This is a genomic window from Streptomyces sp. AM25 (genome assembly GCF_058146165.1).
Genome location: NZ_JBKIWN010000074.1, coordinates 1 through 7,769, shown reverse-complemented (window position 1 = coordinate 7,769; position 7,769 = coordinate 1). Strand labels below are relative to the sequence as shown.

General features: G+C 69.3%; 4 protein-coding genes and 2 pseudogenes. All 6 read right to left on the bottom strand.

All coding sequences use genetic code 11. The features are described 5' to 3' along the window. Nucleotides 1-1,567, bottom strand: a pseudogene (locus tag ACLHRZ_RS35995) (hypothetical protein); the annotation flags it as partial. Continuing rightward, on the bottom strand, nt 1,564-3,336 hold the full coding sequence (locus ACLHRZ_RS35990) for a hypothetical protein (RefSeq protein WP_490422820.1): 1,773 nt from the start codon (nt 3,334-3,336) through the stop codon (nt 1,564-1,566). The pseudogene ACLHRZ_RS35995 and the gene ACLHRZ_RS35990, both read right to left, overlap by 4 nt. Nucleotides 3,337-3,440: 104 nt before the next feature. Beyond that, nucleotides 3,441-4,721: a tyrosine-type recombinase/integrase gene (locus ACLHRZ_RS35985; RefSeq protein WP_490422819.1), complete on the bottom strand. Its 1,281-nt coding sequence runs from the start codon at nt 4,719-4,721 to the stop codon at nt 3,441-3,443. 464 nt (nt 4,722-5,185) lie between these two features. Then, nucleotides 5,186-6,241 carry a threonine/serine dehydratase gene (locus tag ACLHRZ_RS35980; protein WP_490422818.1) on the bottom strand — a complete coding sequence of 352 codons (1,056 nt, stop codon included), beginning with the start codon at nt 6,239-6,241 and terminating at the stop codon, nt 5,186-5,188. Nucleotides 6,242-6,265: 24 nt separating this feature from the next. Beyond that, complete coding sequence (locus ACLHRZ_RS35975) at nt 6,266-6,748, bottom strand: hypothetical protein (protein WP_490422817.1); 483 nt, start codon at nt 6,746-6,748, stop codon at nt 6,266-6,268. 99 nt (nt 6,749-6,847) lie between these two features. Then, nucleotides 6,848-7,640: pseudogene (locus ACLHRZ_RS35970) on the bottom strand (transposase family protein). Nucleotides 7,641-7,769 lie beyond the last annotated feature (129 nt).

Sequence of the window (7,769 nt, the reverse complement as noted above, 5' to 3'; positions counted from 1 at the left end):
AGGCCCACGAAAACCCCGAAAGTCGAGTCTGGATGCTGTGGTGCCGGTATTGCAGGGCCCCAGCGATGACACCACCAGGGTGCCGCGCAATGAACCACGCCAATGTGCGCCTGAAGTGCCGTGTCCGGAGCCGGATTCGGCGGTCCCGCCCGGCGTCGATGGAGTCCGCGCGGCCCGTGCGGACGCAGAGGTCGTTCACGAAGGCCGCGAACTTGTTGAGCTGCTCGTTCGTCGCCTTGCTGGACAGAGCCTTGTGGCAGTCCTTGGAGGCTGCCGAGCCCTGGGTCAGATAGCCGAAGAGGTAGTCCTGGGCCGGTAGGTGTAGGAGTTCGAGTACCTTGATCGCTCGGGCGACGGGTTCCCCGACGGTCCAGGTTGCCGGGACGCCAGCTTCATCGTCTTCACCCTTGAAGGCGAGGCTGGCGAGCTTCCAGCGGTAAGGGCGGCCGTCCTCGTCACGCTTGATCTGAAGGCATCCGCGCCGGATGTGCTTGACCTCGGAGTCCCTTATGCCGCTGAGGAACGCGATCACGATGTAGCACGCCGTCTGCAGGTGACGTGCGAGCCGGGCCAGGCTGTGCGGCGACGTGCGATGCGTCGCGATCGCCTCGATCCACGGTGCCCCGTCCAGCCGTCCGCGGACGTCGCCGCTGCTGAGGAACATGCTGTCCGTGACCCCCACGATCCGCGCTGCGGTGGCGACCGCTTCGCGGTACTTCATGACGGAATCGCGGTCGCAGTTGAGCAGGAGCGCGAGGTGGGCGAAGTTGGGCTTTCCCTCATAGCCCGGCAGGGGTCGCCCGGCGGCGGCATGCTCGTCGATGAGTCGCTGGAGCCTCGCCTCCACCTGGCTGCGGCCGGGGCTTCGAGGTGGACGAAATCCGCGACTGTCGCGCCACTTGCGGTCGGCTTCGAGGATGTCTGGTGCGAAGTCGTCGACGAACCGAAGTGCCCAGACCAGCAAGGGGCCGAGTACGCCCTCGGGAAGCCGGTCGGTCTGGTTCTCGCCGCCCCGCCGCTGCGTCGTTTCACCCCAGCCGTCGAGGCGTCGGGGGTCGAATACCAGTGCGTCACATCCGAGATGACCGCGCCAGCGCCACAGTCGGCGCAGATGTGCTCGGGCCCGAGTGCGCTGCTGCTGGCCGGGAAGGAGGGCGACGAGGTGCCGGCTGTAGTCCTGGAGATCCTGGGGAGACAGGGCCGACAGCTCGTGCCGGTCGGGAGGCCACCGCTGGTCGAGCCACGTCAGGAAGCGCTTGATCTCCTTGAAGACGTCCTTGACGGTGCCGATGCCCGGCGCGTCCTCACCGGGCGGCGGCTCCAGAGAGAGCAGGCTGTAGAACAGGCGCTTCGCGGCCGGGCGGAACCGGCGGGGAAGCGCGGTGAAGTACAAGCTCAGCGCGTCTTCGTGCTGTTTGAGCTGGGCGGCTTTCAACCGCCAGACATCCTCGCTGTAGCGCGACGTCTCCTCCAGCCGGACACCGGGCCGCAGGCGTCGTCCGCGCAGGACGTACGGGTCCTCCAGAATGACGGACGCGGGCGCGGACGAGAAGGTAGCGATGCTCATGGCTGTTCCCAGGGTGCTTCGACGAGATCGAGGAGGGCGTCGGGCAACTGTTGCTTGCGGGCCCGGGCAACTTCGGCCTCGGTGAACTTGGCGAGGATGTCGCGCCGGATGGCCACCCATGCCGGGCCGTATCGCTCCCACCAGGCGTCCTCGGTCATGCGCTGACGCAACGTCCCCAAGGTGTCCAGGAGGGCCAGCAGGCGGGGCAGGTGGGTCCGGGTGATCAGGCAGTTGCCGCAGTGGAAGCAGGCGAGGAAGGAGTCACCGCATGCGGTTCCGGTCTCCGGGTGGTGATCGTGGTCCTCGCAGGCTGCCCAGGCGGTGTCCAGGCCGCCGTCGGCGAGTTCGCGGGCTGTCTGCGGGGCGAGGCCGGCCTCGGCGGTGTCAGTGATCACCTTTGGGCTGCCGCGGCGTTGAACGGCGGCCGCGTGGGCGTCCCAGGCCGCCTTCTCAGCGTCGGCAAGCGCCTTGGAGATCACCTCCTCGGCCCACTCGCGGGTGGACTCGTCCGGCTTCAGGTAGTTCGTGAACAGCGTCTGGGCCGTGTTGCTCTTCGCGGCGGACGGCAGGTGGCCGCCCAGCTCCTTGACGCGGCGGGCGTCAACACTGGTCTTGATCTGGTTGAAGGTGACCTTCAGCGGGACGGGGATGCTCTCTTCCTCCTGGTTCCCGGCCGTGGCTTTTTGACCGTGCGCGGCCAGACGCGGATCGGTGAGCACCGGTTTGGATCTTGTGGCAGCCCAGGTGGACATCTCGATGTTGGTGCCGTAGGTCAGGTCGAGCTCGAACGGTGCCCAGTGCTCGTCCCGGCCGTCGGCTGCCTGGAAGTCGTTGTGCCAGAACGAGAAAGCCGCGGTCGAGCCGCAGAGTGCGCGGCTGCGGGCGGTCAGCTCCAGCACGAGGAGATAGAGGCCACCGGGTGTGTGGAGTTCACGTTCCTTGGGGCCGATTTCCCAGGTCACGGTCTCGAACCAGCGCTGTGCCCCGTGACGCCGTTTGACGACGACGAGTTCGACGGCCCGGCCTTCCAACACCCGGTGCCGTGCGGGAAGTTCCTTGAGCGTTTCGCCGTTGCGTTCGGTGACGAGGGCCAGCAGGACCATCAGGGGCGCGAGATCCTTCCACCTCAGGAACAGGTGCGACGCGAGTTCCGCCCGCCGGTGGGCACGGCTCCCGCGGGGCACCACCCCGGTGGCTGCCACAGTCGCCAGGACCTCGCCCAGGGCTCGTCCCTGGGGATCCATCTGGTCCGGGTCGGCCTGCCAGCGGCGTACGAGTTCTTCGCCGGCGCGGATGCGACGGGCGATCCGGGCGGCGTCCGCTCTGGCCGCGGCCGTCAGACGCTCCAACTCGCCGCGCGAGTACCCGCCGACCGCCTCTGCAGGCCTGACAAGCCGGCGTCTGAAGGCGTCAGCCGCGTCGGCGGGCAGTCGGCCTTTCAGATGCTCGTCGGCGAACAGCCGCCGCAGTTCCTTCATGTCGACGTACTTCGACCGCTCCGAGACGTCAACACGGGCGTGGAACGCATCGACATGGGACCGGACAAGCTGGTCAGGGGTCTCCGGCCTCGGCACCGCCGAATTGAGGAAGCGGGTCCAGCGCTTCAAGGCCCTGAAGGAGTCCTTCGCGCCCGACAGCGCGCGGACGCTGCCACTGGGGCCGATCCTCAAGGCAAGGGCCTCGGCAAGCAGGGGGTGCCAGCTGGGCATCGGCAACTGGCCGACATCGAAGGTGCGGCGGCGCCCGTCATCACCGTGGAAGTCGACCACCAGGCTCCCTGAGGAGTCCTCACGGACCGGGGCCGGAGCCTCGTAACCCGCGCGTGGCAGGACTGAGGGCCTCCCCGGGCCCGTGCTGCCGCGGCCCCTCCGGGTCACGCCGCCTCCCGAGGCAGATCCGAAGGGGGCGTCTCCTGTCCGAGCTCGGACACCGCCGTGTCGCGCGGGTCCTCCCAGGTGTCAGGGACCAGCGCCATCCGGGTCTCCATCTCCAGTTCCTGCAGGGCGTGCAGATAGACCAGAGTCGACAGCTGCGAGGCGTGTCCGAGTCTGCGGCGGACCCAGTCCATGGGATCGCCGAAGATCCGCTGGTAGTGCAGTCGCTGGGCAGGGTCCATGTTGCCGAGTGCGACGATGTGCCCGCGTTGGAGCTGTTCGAGGGTGATGACGGCAAATGTGTGTCTTAGCAGGTGGGCGTGGGCAAAGAGGTCCAGGCCCTGCTCTTCGCACCGCTGGTTGGCGGTGGTGAACATGTCCTTCCAGGCCGACAAGGTCAGCGGCATCCCGCTCTCGCCGAGCCAGAACATCGCGGGCTCCAGGCCCTGTTCGGTGTCGATCAGCAGCCGCCGACGCTCACGCGGCCCCAGCAGCCGGACATCAACTTTCTCGCCGCGGTTGATGCCGCTCGTGTACTGAGCCAGGTGCGGCCTCTGAGGATCGAAGATCACGATCGGTCGGCGGATCTTCCGGTAGCGGCCTGCGTCGCGGGCCTCCTCGACGACCCACCGCCGGTCCTCGGCCGCGTAGGCCGTCAAGTCCCGGCGGACCGAGGCCGGCTCGTAGACCCAGCGGTCCTGGTTTCGCTTCGCGATCGCTGCGGGCAGCCAGAACCGGCTGTACCCGGCTGGGCCCGGGCCGGTCGGGACCTCCGTGGTGAGGCGGCTGGCCTGCTCTTCCAGCCGCAGGCCGGTGCGGACTGTGGAGTCGGTGAAAGCCCCGTTGCGCGGCGCCCACCGGCCACGGAAGTTGTCCCGGGGCAAGCCCTCCCGGTCGTAGCCGAGGACACCCACGTCCCGCCAGCGGCGGTAGGACAGCGCGGGCAGCCACTCGATGACCTCGCCGCCCGCATCGTGGGAGTACGTGGCCGGCACCGTGTCGGCGTTGCCGCCCGCCTCGGACTGCTTCCGCCTGCCCTTCTTCCGGTCGCTGCTACCGTCACGCCGCGGCCGCTGCGGGATCGGCACCCCCGGCACCCACGACTGGCCCTTGGCGTAGACGTAGAACTGCTGCAGGTGCGAGACCTCCTGGCTCCACGTGTCCCCGTCGACGCGCGGCCCGCCCGGATCACGCCGCCGCCAGTAGTGGTAGGCCACGTGGTCGTCCTCGGCCGCATCCCGCCAGTCCTTCCCGCCCCGGCTCAGGTGCAGGAAGTTCACGTGCCGACACAGGGCCGACGCCCGGTTGAGCTGACTATTGTGTGGCCCCTCCAGGAACTCCACCCGATGGAAGTACGAGTTCAGATTCGCGTCGTAGACGAAGGACGGGGACAATAGGTACGGCGTCCCATCGGGAATGCCCAGGTCATCGAGCCACAGCTCCCACGCGTCCGGGCAAATCCGCAGGTGCCAGGGCTGAGTCTCCACCTGCGGCAAGTCCCGCGAGGTGTAGTGGACTGACCAGGCTCCTTTTCTCAACACCTGCGGACCGTACAGCTACTGGTCACTGACCGAGCGTGCACAAGATCGGACCGTTCGGCACCTGGACCGACCAGGACGAACGGGAGGCGGAGGAACCCGAGGGCGATGCCGAGCTGTGGTGCTGATCGCCCCGGTGGCCGACCGGGATGACGAAGGGGGCAGCCGAGCGGACATCCGCTCGGCTGCCCCCTTCGGGCTTGCGGTCAGTGCTCGGTGGACCGGTGTACCAGGTCAGCCGGATCGGTGTTGGCCCCGCAGAGCACCACGCAGACCTTCTCGCCGCTGCCTGGCCGGTAGCTGCGGCTCGCGGTGGCGGGGCGGGTCGGCAGATCCCGGCCCGGGATGCGCTGGTCGGGGGCGGTCAGCGCGGCCAGGGCGGTAGCGGCGCCGTGCTCGACGGCCACCTTGCGGTGGTCCCACAGCGCCTGGCGGGCGCGGACGATCTCGCCGTCCGGCACCAGCACCGAGTGCACGCCGTCCTGCTGGGCGGCGTGCAGGGCCATGGCGGAGGTGCGGCGGGCGCCGAGGGAGTCGGCGGCGATCGAGTCGACCGGGACATCGACCAGGCGGCCGGCTTCGATCGCGGCGTTCAGCGCGCGGCAGTTCTCCGGCTCCACGGCGACGGTGCGGATGCCGTGGTGCTGGGCGGCCGTGGCCACGCCGGCGAACAGCCCGCCGCCGCCGACCGCGACCACCACGGTGTCCAGGCCGGGGATCTGAGCGTGGATCTCCTCCAGCAGGGTGCCGGCCCCGGCAGCGATCAGCGGGTGGTCGTAGGCGTGCGAGGCGAGCGCGCCGGTGGCGGCGGCGAACTCCTCGCACGCGGCGAGCGCCTCGGCGTACTCGGAGCCGACCAGGCGGACCTCGGCGCCGTAGCCGCGGAGCTTGGCCACCTTCACTGCTGGCGCGGTCGCGGGCAGGAAGACCGTGGCCCGTACGCCCTGCTGCTGAGCGGCCCAGGCGCAGGCCAGCCCGGCGTTGCCGCCCGACGCGATGGTCACCCCGGCCTCCGGGAGGGTGTTCGCGTCGCGGTGGGCCTGGATGAAGTTCTGCGCGCCGCGGGCCTTGAACGAGCCGGTGTGCTGCATGAACTCCATGGCCAGCCACACCTCACAGGGCTGCTCGGGCCTTTCGTCCACCGCATCGCGGTGGGCGGTGCGGATCGCGCCCGGGTCGACCTGGGCCAGGGCGACGGGGCGGGTGCGTCCGGCGATGCGGTCGGTGGCGGCCTTGATGTCGCCGTACGTGAGCTGGTGCACTTCGTTGCTCCTGCGATGAGATGGTCACGACCAGGCGATGAGCTGGTCGGTGGTGGTCAGGCCGAGGAAGAAGGCGAAGGCGATCCGGCGGCCGGTGGGGTTCGGCTCGACGGCGTGGAAGTTCGCCGCGTTGAACAGCAGCCCGTCGCCGAGCCGCGGGGTCAGATCGACGCGCTGGCAGCGCTCGACGGTCTCGGGGCGGTAGCCGTACGCCTGCCGGTGCTGCTCGTCGGCGGGCTCCCAGCGGTGGCGCCACACGGTGGTCGCGCCGCCGGTGACCGGGACGGCGACCCAGGTGTTGAAGGCGAGCTGGGCGAGCACCTCCTGGTCGAACAGGCCGGTGGGGAACTCGCGGTTCAGGTCGTCATAGTGGACCAGGGCGCCGATGTTGATCTCGCGCAGGGTGCCGCCGAAGACCGGTCGGCCGACGATGGTGGCCGGGGTGACGGCGGCGCCCCAGGCGGAGCCGAGGCGGGCCAGCGAGATGGCGATCGGGTCCGGTCGCATCCCGGCGTGGCTCCAGGCCGGGCGGGCGGCCTCGGCGTCGCGCCAGTACCGGCCGGAGTCCAGCCCGCCGTCCTGGGCGCGGTAGTCAGTGAACCGTTTTCATCTTGGATAGTCGCTGGTCAGGAGGGCGTGGTCAGTGGCGACGCTGGTTCCGATCCGGTTGGTGGAGCATCGGGCCCGGCGGAAGATTCGCCAGGACTTCAGCCGGGCGAAGGCACGTTCGCCGGGGGCTGGCAGTCTGGCGTGGACGCGGTTGAACCTCTGGTAGTGGCCGGGGAGTTCGCGGTGCCCGTAGCAAGGGGTGCGGACGGTGGCGCCAGCGCCTTGGCAGGCGCGGTCGGCCAGGATGAGGATCTGGCGGGTGAGGCAGGCCTGGACGACGCCGTGGGCGGGTCGTGCGTTCGTCCCGGCAGCGCGCGGGAGAACCACAGCGGGGTCCCATCCGGGCGGGCGATGACCTGGACGTTCATGCCGTGCTTCTTGTGCTTCTGCGAGTAGTAGGGCTCGTCGGCTGCGATGCGGTCGGTGGGGATGAGGGTGCCGTCGACGATGACGAAATCGCCCTCGCCCAGGCCCACCAGAGCCTCATGCAGACCTGGAGCCCACGCGGCCAGGCCTTCCGCCGTCTCGGATGCGTACCGCCGGGCCGTCGCCGTGGAGACACCGAACCCTGCCGCCAGGTCCGGGAGAGTCTCGTTCTTGCGCAGGTGAGCCAGCGCGAGCAGAGCCTGCTTGAAGCAACCGAGCCGTCTCCAGGGCGACTTGAGTTCACGCCTTCGGGCGTAGACCAGCCAGGAGACATACTCGACCAGCTCGTACCGGACATCGAGCATGGCAGGATACGGAACCAACGAAGCCCCTCGGCCGACCGCGTGATGAGTGAGATCACCACGCCAACGACGAGGGGCTTCGCCATGTCACCATCCCTGACCAGACCTTTTCACCCCTGCGGGACAGGATGAAAAAGGTTCAGTGAACCCTTTTCATCCTGTTCCGCGTGGGTGAAACAGGCAGGTCAGGT

Excerpts from the sequence above, each read along its gene's own strand:
- ACLHRZ_RS35975 (WP_490422817.1), bottom strand. The coding sequence starts at position 6,748 with ATGCGACCGGACCCGATCGCCATCTCGCTGGCCCGCCTCGGCTCCGCC.